Source organism: Streptomyces vastus (assembly GCF_039532825.1).
Classification (GTDB): domain Bacteria; phylum Actinomycetota; class Actinomycetes; order Streptomycetales; family Streptomycetaceae; genus Streptomyces; species Streptomyces vastus.
Window position 1 is genome coordinate 74,329 of sequence record NZ_BAAASJ010000112.1, and the last position, 17,508, is coordinate 91,836.

General features: G+C 68.5%; 13 protein-coding genes and 1 rRNA gene. 10 read left to right on the forward strand and 4 right to left on the reverse strand.

Features of this window, described 5'->3' with window-relative positions:
• Positions 1-20: 20 nt before the first annotated feature.
• Positions 21-3,995, reverse strand: coding sequence for a type VII secretion protein EccCa (eccCa, locus tag ABD357_RS34700; RefSeq protein WP_344395208.1), 3,975 nt, complete (start codon positions 3,993-3,995; stop codon positions 21-23).
• A gap of 314 nt (positions 3,996-4,309) precedes the next feature.
• Between eccCa and eccD the strand changes: the two genes are divergently transcribed.
• Positions 4,310-5,821 (forward strand): type VII secretion integral membrane protein EccD, encoded by a 1,512-nt coding sequence (eccD, locus tag ABD357_RS34705; RefSeq protein WP_344395209.1) that lies wholly within the window; start codon positions 4,310-4,312, stop codon positions 5,819-5,821.
• A 96-nt stretch (positions 5,822-5,917) separates the two neighbouring features.
• Here eccD and ABD357_RS34710 read toward each other — a convergent pair whose 3' ends face one another.
• Positions 5,918-6,214 carry a DUF397 domain-containing protein gene (locus ABD357_RS34710; protein ID WP_344395210.1) on the reverse strand — a complete coding sequence of 99 codons (297 nt, stop codon included), beginning with the start codon at positions 6,212-6,214 and terminating at the stop codon, positions 5,918-5,920.
• Positions 6,215-6,502: 288 nt separating this feature from the next.
• Here ABD357_RS34710 and rpsO point away from each other — a divergent pair, with 288 nt between their 5' ends.
• The 5 genes from rpsO (at position 6,503) to ABD357_RS34735 (ending at position 11,965) form a co-directional block, all read left to right on the forward strand.
• Positions 6,503-6,790 carry a 30S ribosomal protein S15 gene (gene rpsO, locus ABD357_RS34715; RefSeq protein WP_344395211.1) on the forward strand — a complete coding sequence of 96 codons (288 nt, stop codon included), beginning with the start codon at positions 6,503-6,505 and terminating at the stop codon, positions 6,788-6,790.
• Positions 6,791-7,125: 335 nt separating this feature from the next.
• Positions 7,126-9,342 carry a polyribonucleotide nucleotidyltransferase gene (locus ABD357_RS34720; protein ID WP_344395212.1) on the forward strand — a complete coding sequence of 739 codons (2,217 nt, stop codon included), beginning with the start codon at positions 7,126-7,128 and terminating at the stop codon, positions 9,340-9,342.
• Positions 9,339-10,718 carry a M16 family metallopeptidase gene (locus tag ABD357_RS34725; RefSeq protein ID WP_344395213.1) on the forward strand — a complete coding sequence of 460 codons (1,380 nt, stop codon included), beginning with the start codon at positions 9,339-9,341 and terminating at the stop codon, positions 10,716-10,718. Before ABD357_RS34720 ends, ABD357_RS34725 begins: the two co-directional genes overlap by 4 nt.
• 24 nt (positions 10,719-10,742) lie before the next feature.
• Positions 10,743-11,495 carry a 4-hydroxy-tetrahydrodipicolinate reductase gene (gene dapB / locus ABD357_RS34730; RefSeq protein WP_344395214.1) on the forward strand — a complete coding sequence of 251 codons (753 nt, stop codon included), beginning with the start codon at positions 10,743-10,745 and terminating at the stop codon, positions 11,493-11,495.
• Positions 11,496-11,512: 17 nt separating this feature from the next.
• Entirely contained in the window at positions 11,513-11,965 is a 453-nt protein-coding gene (locus ABD357_RS34735; protein ID WP_344395215.1) for a tetratricopeptide repeat protein, read from the forward strand.
• A 60-nt stretch (positions 11,966-12,025) separates the two neighbouring features.
• Here ABD357_RS34735 and ABD357_RS34740 read toward each other — a convergent pair whose 3' ends face one another.
• A complete protein-coding gene (locus tag ABD357_RS34740) occupies positions 12,026-12,583 on the reverse strand; it encodes a PH domain-containing protein (RefSeq protein WP_344395216.1) in 558 nt (185 codons plus the stop codon).
• A gap of 110 nt (positions 12,584-12,693) precedes the next feature.
• Entirely contained in the window at positions 12,694-12,933 is a 240-nt protein-coding gene (locus ABD357_RS34745) for a hypothetical protein (RefSeq protein ID WP_344395217.1), read from the reverse strand.
• A 201-nt stretch (positions 12,934-13,134) separates the two neighbouring features.
• On the opposite strand from ABD357_RS34745, the gene thyX reads away from it, so the two are divergent.
• From thyX to ABD357_RS34765, 4 genes are all read left to right on the forward strand, one after another.
• Positions 13,135-13,875, forward strand: a complete 741-nt coding sequence (gene thyX, locus ABD357_RS34750; protein ID WP_344395218.1) for an FAD-dependent thymidylate synthase — start codon at positions 13,135-13,137, stop codon at positions 13,873-13,875.
• 210 nt (positions 13,876-14,085) lie between these two features.
• Complete coding sequence (dapA, locus tag ABD357_RS34755) at positions 14,086-14,985, forward strand: 4-hydroxy-tetrahydrodipicolinate synthase (RefSeq protein WP_344395219.1); 900 nt, start codon at positions 14,086-14,088, stop codon at positions 14,983-14,985.
• Between the two features lie 136 nt (positions 14,986-15,121).
• The gene (locus ABD357_RS34760; protein ID WP_344395220.1) at positions 15,122-16,807 is read left to right on the forward strand and encodes a ribonuclease J; all 1,686 of its coding nucleotides are present in this window, start codon (positions 15,122-15,124) and stop codon (positions 16,805-16,807) included.
• Between the two features lie 444 nt (positions 16,808-17,251).
• A 16S ribosomal RNA gene (locus ABD357_RS34765) occupies positions 17,252-17,508 on the forward strand; the annotation flags it as partial.

Below are 17,508 nucleotides of genomic sequence, written 5' to 3' on the forward strand. Positions count from 1 at the left end.
CCATCCCCGCCGCCCCAGACTCAGTAGTCCACCTGCACCAAACCCGTCTGCACCAACGGCTTCCCCCGCCGCCGAGACACAAAGACCCCCCGCCCCGCAGGCATAGGCCGCGGCCGAACCCCACCCAGCAGGTCACCCTCGCCCGGATCACCCGCCAGGACGACCCCCTGCGCCCCCAGCTCCTTGACTCGCTGCATGAACGCTTCGTACGACGCGCGCCCGGCGCCCGCAGTCGACCGCGCGATGATGAATCGCACTCCCACATCCCGGGCGAACGGCAACAGCTCCGTCAATCCGGCCAGCGGATTCCCGCTCGACGTCGCCACCAGGTCGTAGTCATCGACAACGACATAAACCGTCGGCCCGCTCCACCAACTCCGGTCCCGTAGCTGCTGTGCCGTCACGTCGGCCGTCGGTGTGCGGCGCTTCATCAGGCCGGCCAGGGCGGCCACGTGGTGGTCCATGGCGTTGGACATGGGGATGTACTCGGCCAGGTGGGAGGACGGGGTCACGTCCAGCAGGGCGCGGCGGTTGTCGATGACGAACAGCTTGGCCTCGTCGCCCGAGTACCGTTCCGTCACCTGCTTGATCAGCAGGCGCAGCAGGTTCGACTTGCCCGACTCGCTCTCGCCGAAGACGAGGAAGAACGGGTCCTGTTCGAAGTCGACGAAGACCGGTTCGAGGTTGTCCTCGTCGAGGGCGAAGGCGACGCCGCGGCGCGGGAAGCGGTCGCCGGGAGGCAGTTGCTCGGCAGGGAACTCGCGGGGCAGCAACCGGACTTCGGGCGCGCCGGGCGCCTGCCAGTGCCGTGAGACCTCGGTGGCCAGCGCCGCCGTGGCGTCCGCCAGATCCGTGTCGGACGTCAGACCGTCGATGCGCGGCACCGCCGCCATGAAGTGCAGCTTCTGCGGGGCCTGTCCGCGGCCGGGTACGCCCGCCGGCACATTGGCGGCCACCTTGCGGTCCAGCTCGGAGTCCATCGTGTCGCCGAGCCGTAGCTCCAGGCGGTTCATCAGGTGGTCCTTGAGGTTGGCCCTGACTTCCATCGAGCGTGAGGCGGTCAGGATCAGGTGGACGCCGTAACCGAGACCACGCGACGCGATGTCGAGGATCACCTGGTCCATCGCCTCGTAGTCCGCACGGAAGTTGCCCCAGCCGTCGATGACCAGGAAGACGTCGCCCCACGGCTGATCCGTGACCGAGATGTCGCCTCGGGCCCGCCGCGCCCGGAACTCCGCGATCGACGTGATGCCCGACGAACGGAAGTACTCCTCGCGGCGGGTCAGCACGCCGTACACCTCGGCCACCGTCCGCCGCACCCGCTCCGGATCCAGACGCGAGGCGACTCCGCCCACGTGCGGGAGTCCGGCCACGGCCGCCATCCCGCCACCGCCGAAGTCGAGGCCGTAGAACTGGACTTCGTGCGGCGTGTGCGTGAGCGCGAACGCCGAGATCAGGGTGCGTACAAGAGTCGACTTGCCGGACTGCGGGCCGCCGAGGATCTGCATATGGCCTGCCGCGCCGGAGAAGTCGACCCAGAGCGGGTCGCGGCGCTGCTCGTACGGCTTGTCCACCAGGCCCGCCGGTACGACCAGGCGGCCGGCGCCCTCGTATCCCGGCTGGGTGAGCCCGCGGTCCTGCACCGCAGTGAGGCCGGGCAGGAGCCCGTCCAGCGACGGCGGGCTGTCCAGCGGCGGCAGCCACACCTGGTGGGCCGCCGGGCCCTGCGCCTCCAGCCGGCGCACGATCACGTCCAGCACAGTGTCGGCGAGCGCTTCGTCGACTTCCGGTCCGTCCGAAGCCGAAGGGCGCTGCTGCGGCACCGGCACGTACTGCACCGGCACCTCGGCCGCCGTGAACAGCACCGGCCGCCGGTCCACCGGCAGCGGGCCGCCGCCCAGCGACGCCCGCTGCGTGCCCGAGCGGTAGACCCCGGAGACGTACGCCGCCTTGAAGCGCACCATCTCGCCCGTGCCGAACTTCAGGAGGCCGGAGCCGGGGACGTTCGGCAGCTCATAGGCGTCCGGTACGCCGATCGCCGCCCGGGACTCCGCGGCGGAGAACGTCCGCAGACCGACCCGGTATGACAGGTAGGTCTCCAGGCCGCGCAGACGGCCCTCCTCCAGGCGCTGCGACGCCAGCAGCAGGTGCACGCCCAGCGAACGGCCGATGCGGCCGATCTGCACGAACATCTCGATGAAGTCCGGCTTCGCCGTCAACAGCTCACTGAACTCGTCGATCACCAGCACCAAAGACGGAATGGGCTGCAGCGCCGCACCCGCCGCGCGCGCCTTCTCGTAGTCGTGGATGTTGGCGTAGTTGCCCGCGTCGCGCAGCATCTCCTGGCGGCGGTTGAGTTCGCCGCGGATGGAGTCGCCCATGCGGTCGACCAGGGTGAGGTCGTCCGCGAGGTTGGTGATGACGGCCGCCACGTGCGGCATCTGCGCCATACCGGCGAAGGTCGCGCCGCCCTTGAAGTCCGCCAGGACGAAGTTCAGCGTCTCGGACGAATGGGTGACCGCCAGGCCCAGCACCAGCGTGCGCAGCAGCTCCGACTTGCCGGAACCGGTGGCGCCCACGCACAGGCCGTGCGGGCCCATGCCCTCCTGCGCGGCCTCCTTGAGGTCCAGCATCACGGGGCGTCCGTCCTCGCCGACACCGATCGGCACGCGCAGCCGCTCGGCCAGCGAACGCGGCCGCCAGGTGCGCTGGGTGTCGACGGACGCCGCGTCACCGAGGTTCAGCAGGTCGGTGAACTCCAGGTTGGCGAGCAGCGGTTCGTCGTCGTCGCCGCCGGAGGCCATCCGCAGCGGGGCCAGTTGCCGGGCGAGGGCCTCGGCGGATTCGTACGAGAGGGCGTCGGGAGTCCCTTCATAGGCGACACCGTGCACCGACTCCAGGTGCAGTGCCTCGGGCCGTACGACGATGGAGAGTTCGCCGCCGCCCGTGGTCAGTTCGCCGGGAATGACCTCGAGGACGGTGACGCCCTGCAGTCCTTCGGGGTTGGCCAGGACCGAGTCGGGGGGCAGGGAGCGACCGTCGAGTACGACGACGATGTGGGGCTCCTCCGGCAGGGGCGCCGCGTTCGGGTGGAAGCGCGGACGGCCGGTCAGCCGGGTGGAGAGCAGGTTCTCCAGCTCGCGGATGTCGCTGTCTATCAGCCTGCGGCTGCCCGCGCCGTCCACGGCACCGGGGGCCTGGACGTGCGGCAGCCACTTGGCCCACTCCCAATGGGGCAGGTCCTCGCGGCCCGCCGCGACCACGATGAGCAGGTCCTCGGGGGAGTGCAGCGCGGCCAGCGAACCGACCATGGCCCGCGCGGAGGACCGTACGGACTGTGGCTCGCCGCTGATCGTCACGTGGTAGAACGCGCGCAGCGAGACCGCCATCGGCAGGTCGTCCAGGGTGCTGTGCACGGCGAGGAAGCGCTGCATCGCGCCCGCGGTCAGCGGCTCCAGCTGCTCGACGGGGGCGGTCTCGGGGGCGACCAGGGTGCTGGCGAGTGACTGCGAGCCGAGGCCGATGCGGACCTGGGCGAAGTCCTCGTCGCCGGGGCGGCGTTCCCAGATGCGGCTGCCCTCGGCGACCAGGGCCCACAGCTGCTCGGGGGAGGGGTGGAGGAAGTACTGCGCGTCGCGCTGTGCCTTCGCCGTGTCGACAGCCGCGCGCCGGGTCTGCGCCAGGTAGCTCAGGTAGTCGCGGCGCATGTCCGCCAGCTGCCCCTGGTTGCCGCGGCGGAAGCGGATCGCCATCGCGACGCCCATGGCGATCGTCGAAGCGATCATGATCATGCCCATGATCCTCATGAAGGGATGTGCGTTGGGCATGAAGAAGAACACCACGGAGCCGCCCATGCCCAGCATCGGCAGCAGTTGCATCAGCACGCCTTCCTGCTGCCCCCGCGGCAGTTCGGGCGGAGGCTGCAGGACGATCTCCCGCGTGGACACTTCGGACGGCAGCGCCCGAGGCGGGCGCTTCACGACGATGTGGCTCACTGTCACCCATTCTCTTGTCGGCCGGGAGTCCGTCCGCCTCCCCGTGTCGGGCGGACGCAGGCCGCCGCGCGATCCTACTGACTTCAGTGGAGACCGAGGGACGGTAGGGTGCCGCATGTTCGCGTCAGCACACGGGAGTTGGGCTTGAGCAGTTGGGGCATTCACGTGCGATCCGGGGAGATGCCCGAGCCCGGTGACGGCACGAAAGCACCGTTCCTGCCGCCCCGCCGCATCGTCGGTCACAAAGGGGCGGGGAAATTCGCCCAGGACATCCAGACCGCAGATACAGAATCATCACTGAGGGGGAGCAGCAGGTGAGCATGACGGCCTCCGCGGCAGCCACCGGAGGAGGACCCGGTACGGGAACTCCTGCCGGGGCGGGCACGGGTCTCGGCTTCTGCCGGGTCACCATCGTCGCGCCCGACAGCCGGATCGACGTGGCACTGCCCGACGACATCCCGGTCGCCGACATCTATCCGGAGATCCTCAGGCTCTCCCAGCAGAGCCCGGCCCAGAGTGCACCCGTCGGCTACCACCTGGTCCGCCGGGACGGCACCGTCCTCGACAGTGCCCGTTCCTTCGCCGCCCAGCGCATCCTCGACGGCGAACTCCTCACGCTGCGCCCCTTCTCCGAGTCGCTGCCCCCCGCCGTCTTCGACGACGTCTCCGAAGCGGTCGCCTCCGCCGTGACCAGCGAACGCACCTTGTGGAACGGCGACTTGACGCGTGCCGCGGGCCTCGTCGGAGGAGGCGTACTCGCGGTCCTGCTCGCCTTCGTGGCCTGGATGGGCCATCCGCTCCACGACATGCACAGCCTGCCCGGCATTCTCGCCGGGGTCGCCGGTGTCCTCCTGGTCGTCCTCGCGTGCGTACGCGCCCGGGTCTACGACGACCGGGCCTCGGCCATCGCCCTGGGACTCGGCGCCCTTCCCAACGTCGGCGTGGGCGGCTCGGGTCTCCTGCCGCTCGCCGACGGACAGGGCATCGGCAAGCTCCAGTTCCTCCTCGCCTGCGCGGCGGTGCTGCTGGCTTCGGTCCTGCTCACCCTGTGCTCGCCGAGTGGGGACGGCCCGTTCGTCGCCTTCGTCTTCGCCTCCGCCGTCGGCCTGCTGGCCATGTTCGCGGCGACCCTCGCAGACTGGACGCCCTCCGAGATCGGCGCCCTGTGCGCCCCGGTCGCCGTCGGAGGCCTGGCGTTCCTGCCCGGCCTGTCGATGCGCTTCGCCCGGCTCCCGATCGGCTTCGACACCCCGGACACCGCCCCGCGCAGCGCGTACGACACCGACCCCATCCCTCGCGAGCCGGTCGACGCCGAGCGGGTGGCCGCCAAGGCGCGACGCGGACACGAACTCCTGGTCGGCCTGGTGGGCGGCTGCGCACTGATCGCCGTCGGTTCCTCGGCCGTCCTCGGCTTCTCCTCGAACGTGTGGGCCCAACTCCTCGCCCTCGCCACCGGCGTGGCCCTGCTGATGCGCGCCCACCTCTTCCGCTACACCGCCCAGGTCGCCCCCGTCCTGGCCGGCGGCCTCGCCTCGCTCATGCTGCTCGGCCTGGGCCTGGCGCTCAACCCGCCCCACGCGGTGATCCGCGAGGCCCTCACCGGTGACCGTGCCGACCTCGACATCCGGACGATCTGGCTCGTCGCGGCGATCGCGGCGGTGGCCGCGCTCGTCACGGCGATCGGCCTGATCGTCTCGCGCGGCGGCCTCACCCCGTTCTGGGGACGCTTCCTGGAGATCGCCGAGGGCTTCGTGCTGCTGACCCTGGTGCCGCTGGCACTGGCCGTCTTCGACGTGTACTCGACGGCTCGGTCGATGACGAGCTGACCTCGCCGTGAGTGCCCTACGCGGGGCCGACGAGACGCGAGTCCCGTCAGCCCCGAGCGGCCACCGCGGCCGCGAGTTCTCGTCGTATCCCGGGCGTTACTCCGCCGCGAGCCCTCCGTTGTGCGGAGCCGGCTCCAGGTCGAACTCCCCGTCCCGGGCGCCCAGTACGAACGCCTGCCATTCCGCCTCCGTGTAACGCAGAACCGTGTCCGGGTCGAGAGACGACCTCATGGCCACCGCGCCGTTGGGAAGATAGGCGATCTCGACCCGCTCCTCGTGCTCCTCCGTACCCGGTGCGCTGTGCCATTCGACCCCGGAGATGTCGAGGGCGTAGAGCTCGTTCTTCTCCCGCTCCTTGCGCGCCTTGACGTCCTTGTCCTCTGCCTCGGCCATGGCGAAGCGACCCCTTCCCGACCTACGATTCCCGACTTACGAGCGACCTGTCGCGTCACCTTACTGGGACGGGACCCGGCCTCTCAGGACTCCCGGAACCCCGGTCAGGAGGCCCGCAACCTCCTGGTACCCTGTGTAACGGCCGTATGTGTACGCGCCCCCGGACCGCCCCCTCAGGGCCCTGGAGGACGCGCCCAGCGGATCCCCGCCTCCCGAGTAACGGAAGCTCCCCTGAGAAGTGGACCAGGGGCACTCGGTGGCTCTCACAGAAGACTACGAGGAGTACGCGTGTCGCTCGACGCCGCTACGAAGAAGCAGATCATGTCCGAGTTCGGTACCAAGGAGGGCGACACCGGCTCCCCCGAGGTCCAGGTCGCTCTGCTGTCCCGCCGTATCTCGGACCTGACCGAGCACCTCAAGACGCACAAGCACGACCACCACTCCCGCCGTGGTCTGCTGATCCTCGTCGGTCAGCGTCGCCGCCTGCTGCAGTACCTGGCGAAGAAGGACATCCAGCGCTTCCGTGCGCTGGTCGACCGCCTCGGCATCCGCCGTGGCGCGGCGGGCGCCCGGTAAGACGCCGTGAAGGGAGCGGTTCCCACACTGAGGGGGCCGCTCCCTTTGCTGTACGTGCGGAGTGTCACTGCCCCTTTGTAGTGTGGGTAGCACAACGCAAGACGTACGACACGACGTGGTCCCGCGACAGCGCACAGCGACGGCGCGGACACCACAACTGAACGAGGAGAAGCGCACCTCGCCGCCGCCGGTCCTCGGTAGTGGCCCCCGGGGGAATGCGAACCCCGGGTGCTTCGATCGAAGACCGGCCCGCACCAGACGGAGCGCTTCTCCGACGTCCACCCGCCACACGGGCGGGACGGGACGAAAGACGAAAAGTATCGGAGAAATCGCTAGTGGAGAACGAGACCCACTACGCCGAAGCCGTGATCGACAACGGTTCCTTCGGCACCCGCACCATTCGTTTCGAGACGGGCCGTCTGGCCCGCCAGGCCGCCGGCTCCGCCGTGGCCTATCTCGACGACGACACCATGGTTCTGTCGGCCACCACGGCCTCCAAGAACCCCAAGGACCAGCTCGACTTCTTCCCCCTGACGGTGGACGTCGAGGAGCGGATGTACGCCGCCGGCAAGATCCCCGGCAGCTTCTTCCGCCGTGAGGGCCGCCCCTCCGAGGACGCGATCCTCACCTGCCGTCTCATCGACCGCCCGCTGCGCCCGTCCTTCAAGAAGGGCCTGCGCAACGAGATCCAGGTCGTCGCCACGATCATGGCGCTCAACCCCGACCATCTGTACGACGTCGTGGCGATCAACGCCGCGTCCGCGTCCACGCAGTTGGCCGGTCTGCCCTTCTCCGGCCCGATCGGCGGCGTCCGCGTCGCGCTGATCCGCGGTCAGTGGGTGGCCTTCCCGACGCACACCGAGCTCGAGGACGCCGTCTTCGACATGGTCGTCGCTGGCCGCACCCTGGAGGACGGCGACGTCGCGATCATGATGGTCGAGGCCGAGGCCACCGAAAAGACCATCCAGCTGGTCAAGGGCGGTGCCGAGGCGCCGACCGAGGAGATCGTCGCCGCCGGTCTGGACGCCGCGAAGCCCTTCATCAAGGTGCTCTGCAAGGCCCAGGCCGACCTCGCCGCGAAGGCCGCCAAGCCGACCGGCGAGTTCCCGATCTTCCTCGACTACCAGGACGACGTCCTGGAGGCGCTCACCGCCGCCGTCAAGGACGAGCTCTCGCAGGCCCTCACCATCGGGGGCAAGCAGGAGCGCGAGACCGAGCTGGACCGCGTGAAGGCGCTCGCCGCCGAGAAGCTGCTTCCGCAGTTCGAGGGCCGCGAGAAGGAGATCTCCGCCGCGTACCGCTCGCTGACCAAGTCCCTGGTCCGTGAGCGCGTCATCAAGGAGAAGAAGCGCATCGACGGCCGCGGCGTCACGGACATCCGCACGCTCGCCGCCGAGGTCGAGGCGATCCCGCGCGTGCACGGCAGCGCGCTGTTCGAGCGTGGCGAGACGCAGATCCTGGGCGTCACCACCCTCAACATGCTCCGCATGGAGCAGCAGCTGGACACCCTCTCCCCGGTGACCCGCAAGCGCTACATGCACAACTACAACTTCCCGCCGTACTCCACCGGTGAGACCGGCCGCGTCGGCTCCCCGAAGCGCCGCGAGATCGGCCACGGCGCCCTCGCCGAGCGCGCGCTCGTGCCGGTGCTGCCGACACGCGAGGAGTTCCCGTACGCGATCCGTCAGGTGTCCGAGGCCCTCAGCTCCAACGGCTCGACGTCGATGGGCTCGGTCTGCGCCTCCACCATGTCGCTGCTGAACGCCGGTGTGCCGCTGAAGGCCCCCGTCGCCGGTATCGCCATGGGCCTCATCTCCCAGGAGATCGAGGGCGAGACGCACTATGTGACGCTGACGGACATCCTCGGTGCCGAGGACGCCTTCGGTGACATGGACTTCAAGGTCGCCGGTACGAAGGAGTTCGTGACCGCGCTCCAGCTCGACACCAAGCTGGACGGCATCCCGGCCTCCGTCCTGGCCGCGGCCCTCAAGCAGGCCCGTGACGCCCGCCTCCACATCCTCGACGTGATGATGGAAGCGATCGACACCCCGGACGAGATGTCCCCGAACGCCCCGCGGATCATCACCGTGAAGATCCCCGTGGACAAGATCGGCGAGGTCATCGGCCCCAAGGGCAAGATGATCAACCAGATCCAGGAGGACACCGGCGCCGACATCACGATCGAGGACGACGGCACGATCTACATCGGCGCGGTCGACGGACCCTCCGCCGAGGCCGCCCGCACCACGATCAACGGCATCGCCAACCCGACCATGCCGGAGGTCGGCGAGCGCTACCTGGGCACGGTCGTCAAGACGACCACCTTCGGCGCGTTCGTCTCGCTGCTCCCGGGCAAGGACGGTCTGCTGCACATCTCGCAGATCCGCAAGCTCGCCGGCGGCAAGCGCGTGGAGAACGTCGAGGACGTGCTCGGTGTGGGCGCCAAGGTCCAGGTCGAGATCGCCGAGATCGACTCCCGCGGCAAGCTCTCCCTGATCCCGGTCATCGAGGGTGAAGAGACCGACGAAAAGAAGGACGACACCGACAAGTGACGTCTCGTAGCTCCACGGCGACGGCCCGCTCCTCCTCCGAGGCGCGGGCCGTCGCCCGTACCCAAACCCTGATCAAGGGCCAGAACGGCATCGGTACGGTACGCAAGACCACCCTCCCCGGAGGCCTGCGCGTCGTCACCGAAACGCTGCCCTCCGTTCGCTCCGCCACCTTCGGCATCTGGGCGCACGTGGGCTCCCGCGACGAGACGCCGGCTCTGAACGGCGCCACGCACTACCTGGAGCACCTGCTCTTCAAGGGCACCTCCCGCCGTAGCGCGATGGACATCTCCTCCGCCATCGACGCGGTCGGCGGCGAGATGAACGCCTTCACGGCGAAGGAGTACACGTGCTACTACGCGCGCGTGCTCGACGCCGACCTCCCCCTCGCCATCGACGTCGTCTGCGACATGCTCACCGGCTCGCTGATCCTCGAAGAGGACGTGAACGTCGAGCGGGGCGCGATCCTCGAGGAGATCGCGATGACCGAGGACGACCCGGGCGACTGCGTGCATGACCTGTTCGCGTCCACCATGCTCGGCGACACCCCCCTCGGCCGCCCCGTCCTCGGCACGGTCGACACGGTCAACGCCCTCACCGCGGACCGCATCCGCCGCTTCTACAAGAAGCACTACGACCCGACGCGCCTCATCGTCGCCTGCGCGGGCAACGTCGACCACAACAAGGTCGTACGCCAGGTCCGCGCCGCCTTCGAGAAGGCCGGCGCCCTGACGCAGCCGGACGCCACACCCAAGGCTCCGCGTGACGGCTCGCGCGCCATCCGTGCCGCGGGTCGCGTCGAACTGCTCGGCCGCAAGACCGAGCAGGCCCATGTCGTCCTCGGCATGCCCGGTCTGCCCCGTACCGACGACCGCCGCTGGGCCATGGGGGTCCTGAACACCGCGCTCGGCGGCGGCATGTCCTCCCGCCTCTTCCAGGAGGTCCGCGAGAAGCGCGGCCTGGCCTACAGCGTGTACTCGTACACCTCGGGCTTCGCCGACTGCGGACTCTTCGGCGTGTACGCGGGCTGCCGGCCGAGCCAGGTCCACGACGTTCTGAAGATCTGCCGCGACGAGCTCGACCAGGTCGCCGAGCACGGTCTGTCGGACGACGAGATCGGCCGCGCCATCGGCCAGCTGAGGGGCTCCACCGTCCTCGGCCTGGAGGACACGGGTGCGCTCATGAACCGCATCGGCAAGAGTGAGCTGTGCTGGGGCGAGCAGATGTCGGTCGACGACATGCTGGCCCGGATAGCCGCGGTCACCCCCGACGACGTACGGGACGTGGCCCGCGACATCCTGGGCCGGCGGCCCTCGCTGTCGGTCATCGGCCCGCTCAAGGACAAGCAGGCATCCCGGCTGGACGAAGCGGTCGCATAAGTCCTCGACTAAGGAATCAAGAACATGAGCAAGCTGCGCGTGGCGGTCCTCGGCGCCAAGGGCCGTATCGGATCCGAGGCGGTACGAGCCGTCGAGGCCGCCGAGGACATGGAGCTGGTGGCCGCCCTCGGCAGCGGCGACAAACTGGAAACGCTGGTGGAGACCGGCGCCCAGGTTGTCGTCGAACTGACCACGCCCGCCTCGGTCATGGGCAACCTCGACTTCTGCGTACGCCACGGCGTCCACGCCGTGGTCGGCACGACGGGCTGGACCGACGAGCGCCTCGCGCAGCTGAACACCTCGCTGGCCGCCTCCCCGGAGACGGGCGTGCTGATCGCGCCGAACTTCTCCATCGGTGCCGTGCTGACCATGAAGTTCGCGGAGGTCGCCGCGCCGTACTTCGAGTCCGTCGAGGTCGTCGAGCTGCACCACCCGAACAAGGTGGACGCCCCGAGCGGCACCGCCACGCGCACCGCCCAGCTCATCGCCGCGGCCCGGGAGCGCGCGGGCAGTGCCCCGCAGCCCGACGCCACGCTGACGGCACTGGACGGCGCCCGCGGGGCGGACGTCGACGGCGTGCCCGTACACGCGGTGCGGATGCGCGGCCTGCTCGCGCACCAGGAGGTGCTCCTCGGCGGCGAGGGCGAGACCCTCACCATCCGCCACGACTCGCTGCACCACAGCAGCTTCATGCCGGGCATCCTGCTCGGCGTACGCCGCGTCGTGGACACCCCCGGCCTCACCTTCGGCCTGGAACACTTCCTGGACCTGAACTGAGCGGTCGGAAGACAACCATGCGCGCAAAGATCACGTACGCCGTCACGGCCGCCGTCCTCGTCGTCTACTTCGTCCTGGTTGGCAGCCGTGGGGTCATGCTCATCGAGACCGGAACGGCCCTGACGGTCACCTTCGGGGTGGCGGTCCTCATCCTGCCGGTGATCGGCCTGTGGTTCCTGTGGAAGAACACCCAGTTCGTCCGGAAGGCCAACCGGCTCGCCGCCGAACTCGACGCCGAAGGCGGCCTGCCTGTCGACGAGCTGAAGCGCACCCCGGCCGGCCGCATCGACCGCGACTCGGCCGACGAGGTCTTCGCCCGCCGCAAGGCCGAGACCGAGGACGCCCCGGACGACTGGCGCAGCTGGTTCCGCCTCGCGATCGCCTACCACGACGCTCGCGACACCGCGCGCGCCCGCAAGGCGATGCAGCGCGCCATCGCCTTGCATGAGGGCAGGACTGTGCAGGCCTGAGCTTGAGAGGTACGACGAAGGGGCCGGCGCGTACGCGGACCGGCCCCTTCGCACTGCCGATCAGGCGTGCCGGTGCTCGTCCGCCCACACCTCGACGCCGTCCGCCGCCCGGTCGAAGGCCGCGGGGCGCCCCAGGAAGTCCGCGTTGTGCGTGGTCAGCATCGGCGTGGGCTCATCGCCCGTCCGGTCCCGGCGGACGAGGAGGAGCGCCTGCCCCTGCACCGTGCGCGGCAGCCCGAGCCAGCGCACCGGCTGCTGCACCGTGCGCACCTCCACGACCTGTGCCCAAGGCGCCGTACGCGTACTGAAGAAGCGCACCTGACGCAGCCCCTGGGCGCTCACCCACGCGCCCACCCGCAACAGCCGCAGTGCACAGCCGATGACGAACAGCGCCACGCCGAAGACGATCGCGCCCGCGCCCAGTGTGCCCGCCACCGCGATGATGACCGCGGCGAACAGCACGTACGAGGCGAGCAGCAGCAGGAGCGCTGCCATGGCGACCCGCCACGGGCCGGGCCGGTAGGGGCGTCGCCAGCGGTCGCGGTCGTCGAACGGCAGCGGGAGATCGTCCGTCACCTCGTCGAACGCGCGGTCGGCCGTAAGGAAGGGCAGGGGCACGACAGATCCTCACTCAATCCACGCACGGTCTGTGCCTGGTGAGGCTACCTAGCCATGTCCCTGCTCACCACCCTCGGGGGCCCGTATGAGCCCCAGACTGCAGGCGGCTGTCAGCGGCTGTTCGAGGCCTCGGACTGCTGTGTCTGAGAAGGTGACTGGTCCTGCGACAGAGCAGGCATCCCGAAGAGCAGGGAGCCCGCGAGCCCGGCGACGATGGTGAGGCCGATGAGCCAGCGCCCGGCCATCTCGCCGACGGAGACACGCTCGCGGGGCGGGGGAGTGACGTTGCTGCGGTACTTGTCGGCTTCGGCGATGAAGGCGAACGGAACAGGCTCGCGCCGACGGAACATGGAAACTGCTTCTCCTCGGGGATTCGAACGGATCGTACTCACCAAGACAGACGAACGAACGCCCCAAAAGGTGCCGCGTTTCACCGAATTCGCAGAAGTTCGGCGAAGAATGTCGCAGCCCGCCACCGAACGCCCCGTTGTCAGAGCCGGGCCGTAGAGTGGGCGCCGCCCGAGCCAGCGATGGGAAGGACCCCGCAAGCCGTGACCGACAGCCCCGCCGACGACCTCAAGCCCGGCTTCCGCAGCGATGTGACCGTCGAGTTGGTCAAGCACAGCGCGGCCGACTCGGACGTGCTGTTCGCCGCCCGTGTCTCGACCCTCGGGGAGCAGTCCCTGGACGAGCTCAAGAAGGACCCCGAGCGCTCCAAGGGCCTGATCAACTTCCTGATGCGGGACCGGCACGGCAGCCCTTTCGAGCACAACTCGATGACCTTCTTCATCAGCGCCCCGATCTTCGTCTTCCGCGAGTTCATGCGCCACCGCGTGGGCTGGTCGTACAACGAGGAATCGGGTCGCTACCGGGAGCTCCAGCCGGTCTTCTATGTCCCCGACGAGTCCCGCAAGCTCGTCCAGGAGGGCCGCCCCGGGAAGTACGTCTTCGTGGAGGGCACCCAGGCCCAGCAAGAGCTCGTCGGCCGCGTCATGCAGGACTCGTACGTGCACGCGTACGAGGCGTACCGGGAAATGCTGGCCGCCGGCGTCGCCCGCGAGGTCGCCCGCTCGGTCCTCCCCGTCGGCCTGTACTCATCGATGTACGCGACGTGCAACGCCCGCTCCCTGATGCACTTCCTCGGCCTGCGCACGCAGCACGAGCTGGCCAAGGTGCCGTCCTTCCCTCAGCGGGAGATCGAGATGGTCGGCGAGAAGATGGAGGCGGAATGGGCAAAGCTCATGCCCCTCACGTACGCCGCGTTCAACGGCAACGGCCGGGTAGCGCCGTAGCGCACTCCATCCCGGCATCCGGCACAGATGTACGGGTAAACCGAGCGAAGTGTCCGTATTGCGGCATTTCGAGTAGTTCATCTAGCCTGATCAAACGGACCCGGCACTGCTTGAACCCCCGAGCAGGCAGTGCCGGGTTCCATCTTTGTCGCGACTTGTCGCCCGACCCGAGGGAAGACCGCGCGCTGAGCAGCGAGTAGCGTGTTACCCATGGCTCCGACCTCCACTCCGCAGACCCCCTTCGGGCGGGTCCTCACCGCAATGGTCACGCCCTTCACGGCGGACGGAACTCTCGACCTGGACGGCGCGCAGCGGCTCGCCACCCACCTGGTGGACGCAGGCAACGACGGCCTGATCATCAACGGCACCACCGGCGAGTCCCCGACCACCAGCGACGCGGAGAAAGCGGACCTCGTACGGGCGGTACTGGAAGCGGTCGGAGACCGGGCCCACGTCGTCGCCGGAGTGGGCACGAACTACACCCACCACAGCATCGAGCTGGCCCGCACCGCCGAGCAGGTGGGCGCGCACGGCCTCCTCGCGGTCACGCCGTACTACAACAAGCCCCCGCAGGAGGGTTTGTACCGGCACTTCACGGCGATCGCCGACGCGACCGAACTCCCGGTCATGCTCTACGACATCCCAGGCCGCAGCGGCGTACCGATCAACTCGGAAACGATCGTGCGCCTGGCCGAGCACCCGCGTATCGTCGCGAACAAGGACGCCAAGGGCGACCTCGGCCGCGCCAGTTGGGCCATCGCCCGGTCCGGCCTCGCCTGGTACTCCGGCGACGACATGCTGAACCTGCCGCTCCTCTCCGTGGGGGCAGTCGGCTTCGTCTCCGTCGTCGGTCACGTCGTCACCCCCGACCTGCGGGCCATGATCGACGCGTACATCAGCGGCGACGTCCAGAAGGCCACCGAGATCCACCAGAAGCTGCTGCCCGTCTTCACCGGCATGTTCCGCACCCAGGGCGTCATGACCACCAAGGCCGCGCTCACCCTCCAGGGCCTGCCCGCCGGACCGCTGCGCCTGCCCATGGTCGGACTCTCACCCGAGGAGACCGCCCAGCTCAAGATCGATCTTGCCGCCGGCGGGGTACAGCTCTGATCACAGACTTCACAACTGAATACGTACGACCTGCAGGCCAAGGGCCTGCACCACCAAGACAACTGCTACTGCACGAACGTCATGCGCGCCACGTGCCCGGCCAGGTACGTGGCGCGCGTGGTGAGGAGAGAGTCTTTTGAGTCATCCGCATCCTGAACTGAGCCCCCCGGCGAAGCTCACCGAGGGCGGCCTCCGGGTCACCCCACTCGGCGGGCTCGGCGAAATCGGCCGGAACATGACGGTCTTCGAGTACGGCGGCCGACTACTGATCGTCGACTGCGGAGTGCTCTTCCCCGAGGAGGAGCAGCCCGGAATCGACCTGATCCTGCCGGACTTCACGTCTATCAGGGACCGCCTCGACGACATCGAGGGCATCGTCCTCACGCACGGCCACGAGGACCACATCGGCGGTGTCCCCTATCTCCTGCGCGAGAAGCCGGACATCCCACTGATCGGCTCCAAGCTGACCCTCGCCCTCATCGAGGCGAAGCTCCAGGAGCACCGCATCCGCCCCTACACGCTCGAAGTCGCGGAGGGCCACCGCGAACGCATCGGCCCCTTCGACTGCGAGTTCGTGGCGGTCAACCACTCCATCCCGGACGCCCTCGCGGTCGCCATCCGCACACCGGCGGGCATGGTGGTGCACACCGGCGACTTCAAGATGGACCAACTCCCGCTGGACGGCCGCCTCACAGATCTACACGCGTTCGCGCGTCTGAGCGAGGAAGGCATCGACCTCCTTCTCTCGGACTCGACGAACGCCGAGGTCCCGGGCTTCGTCCCGCCCGAGCGCGACATCTCGAATGTGCTGCGTCAGGTCTTCGCGAACGCCCGCAAGCGGATCATCGTGGCCAGCTTCGCCAGCCACATCCACCGCATCCAGCAGATCCTCGACGCCGCCCACGAATACGGCCGCCGGGTCGCCTTTGTCGGCCGCTCGATGGTCCGCAATATGGGCATCGCCCGTGACCTGGGCTATCTGAAGGTCCCGCCGGGCCTGGTCGTCGACGTCAAGACGCTCGATGACCTGCCGGACGGCGAGGTCGTGCTGGTCTGTACGGGTTCGCAGGGCGAGCCGATGGCCGCCCTGTCGAGGATGGCCAACCGGGACCATCAGATCCGTATCGTCCAGGGCGACACGGTGATCCTGGCCTCGTCACTCATCCCCGGCAACGAGAACGCGGTCTACCGCGTCATCAACGGCCTGACCCGCTGGGGCGCCAACGTCGTCCACAAGGGCAACGCCAAGGTGCATGTCTCCGGCCACGCCTCGGCCGGCGAGCTCCTGTACTTCTACAACATCTGCAGGCCCAAGAACCTGATGCCTGTCCACGGCGAATGGCGCCATCTGCGCGCCAACGCCGAGCTGGGCGCTCTCACCGGAGTCCCGCACGACCGCATCGTCATCGCCGAGGACGGCGTCGCCGTCGACCTCATCGAGGGCAAGGCCAAGATCTCGGGCAAGGTCCAGGCCGGGTACGTGTACGTCGACGGCCTCTCCGTCGGCGATGTCGGCGAGCCTGCGCTCAAGGACCGCAAGATCCTCGGCGACGAGGGCATCATCTCGGTCTTCGTGGTGATGGACTCCAGCACCGGCAAGATCACCGGCGGTCCGCACATCCAGGCCCGCGGCTCGGGTATCGATGACTCCGCCTTCAGCGACGTCCTCCCGAGGATCACCGAGGTCCTGGAGAGGTCGGCCCAGGACGGCGTCGTCGAACCCCACCAGATGCAGCAGCTCATCCGCCGCACGCTGGGTAAATGGGTCTCGGACACTTACCGCCGCCGGCCGATGATCCTGCCCGTCGTGGTCGAGGTCTGACACCTCGCACGCGTACAACTGGGAGCGGGGCGCCTCGATTTGCATCGAGGCGCCCCGCTCCAGTACGTTTACGGCTCCGCCTGAACGGGAACCCGGCACAACTGTGCATGGGGAACCAGCCCGAGCGGGACGGGAATTCCGACCCAGAATCTTCTGATAAAGTCGGAAACACCGAAGGGAAGCGCCCGGAGGAAAGCCACGAGATCTGGGATCTCGGGTGAGTACAAAGGAAGCGTCCGTTCCTTGAGAACTCAACAGCGTGCCAAAAATCAACGCCAGATATGTTGATACCCCGTCTCCGATCGGATCTGTTTCGGTCGGGAACGAGGTTCCTTTGAAGAATACACAGCGAGGACGCTGTGAACGGCCGGGCTTATTCCGCCTGACTGTTCCGCTCTCGTGGTGTCGTCCCGCAGTCTTTAATTAGACGCAGCCGGGAATACATTCACGGAGAGTTTGATCCTGGCTCAGGACGAACGCTGGCGGCGTGCTTAACACATGCAAGTCGAACGATGAACCACTTCGGTGGGGATTAGTGGCGAACGGGTGAGTAACACGTGGGCAATCTGCCCTTCACTCTGGGACAAGCCCTGGAAACGGAGTCTAATACCGGATAATACTTCCACTCTCCTGAGTGGTGGTTGAAAGCTCCGGCGGTGAAGGATGAGCCCGCGGCCTATCAGCTTGTTGGTGAGGTAAGG